The organism is Streptomyces odonnellii, assembly GCF_000981895.1.
Classification (GTDB): Bacteria; Actinomycetota; Actinomycetes; order Streptomycetales; family Streptomycetaceae; genus Streptomyces; species Streptomyces odonnellii.
On the sequence record NZ_LATD01000637.1, the window covers coordinates 1 to 1040 of the forward strand.

The 1040-nt window shown below is 76.7% G+C and carries 1 protein-coding gene; it reads right to left on the bottom strand.

The genetic code is table 11. The features are described from left to right. Positions 1 to 65 precede the first annotated feature (65 nt). On the bottom strand, positions 66 to 1040 hold a 975-nt coding region (locus WH07_RS35860; protein ID WP_046509482.1), incomplete at its 5' end, for a diguanylate cyclase domain-containing protein.

Genomic DNA, 1040 nt, shown 5'->3' on the forward strand with positions numbered 1-1040 from the left:
CGTCCGGCAATTGAGGACGGACCGGCACCCCGGGCGGGCCCGGGAAAACACCGCACCCCGCACCCCTAGCCGGGAGGCGGCTGCGCGTCGCGGAACGTGCGCCGGTCCGCACCCCTCGGCGGCGCGTCCGCCAGCGCCACCACCCTCGCGTCCCGCCCCGCCACCACCGGCACCCGCGACCGCGCCCCCTTCGCCCGGTACTGCGCCGCGTCCGCCAGGCGGAAGAGGCGGCGGGCCGAGCGGACCTCGCCGATCGGGTCGCCCGTCGAGGCGATACCGCACGCCACCCCCTCGCCCAGATTCAGCTCGCCGGCGCGCACACACAGCTCGTCCGCCACCGCGATCACCTCGTCCGCCGAAGGCCCCACCGCCACCAGGCAGAACTCGTCGCCGCCCAGCCGCGCCGCCAGCGCGCCCGGGAGCTTCGCGCCGCAGACCGACAGCACCGTGCCGAACCGTTCCAGCAGGCGGTCGCCGACCGCGTGCCCATGCGTGTCGTTGACCCGCTTCAGACCGTTGAGGTCGCAGACGACCAGACTGACGACCGCCCCTTCACGCCGGTGCCGGGCGACCGCCTCGTCGAGCCGTACATCCACCGCCCGCCGGTTCGCGAGCCCGGTCAGCGGGTCGGTGAAGGCGAGGCGGCGCACCTCTTCGAGCCGCTCGGTCTGCGCGAGCCCGGCCGCGACCACGGACGCGATGACGGTCGCGAAGTCCGCGTCGTCCCGGCCGAACACGGGCGCCCCCCGCGGCCGCGCCACATACAGCTCGCCCCACGCCCGCCCGTGCAGCACCACCGGCGCGACGACACAGCAGCCACGGCCGCGCCTGCGCAGAGCGGCGGCGCGCGGGCCGCCGCCACCGGAGCCCGGGCCCGACGGCGGCCCCGACGCCGTCTCGACCCACGCGCTCGGCCCGGCCCCCACCGCCCACCGCTCGTGCGGAAACTCCGCGATCTCCGGGAACTCGTGCACGGGATACGTCTCGTCCTCGGGGAACTCCTCCTCCCCCGCCGCCCGCTCCCCCGCGTTCACCAGCAC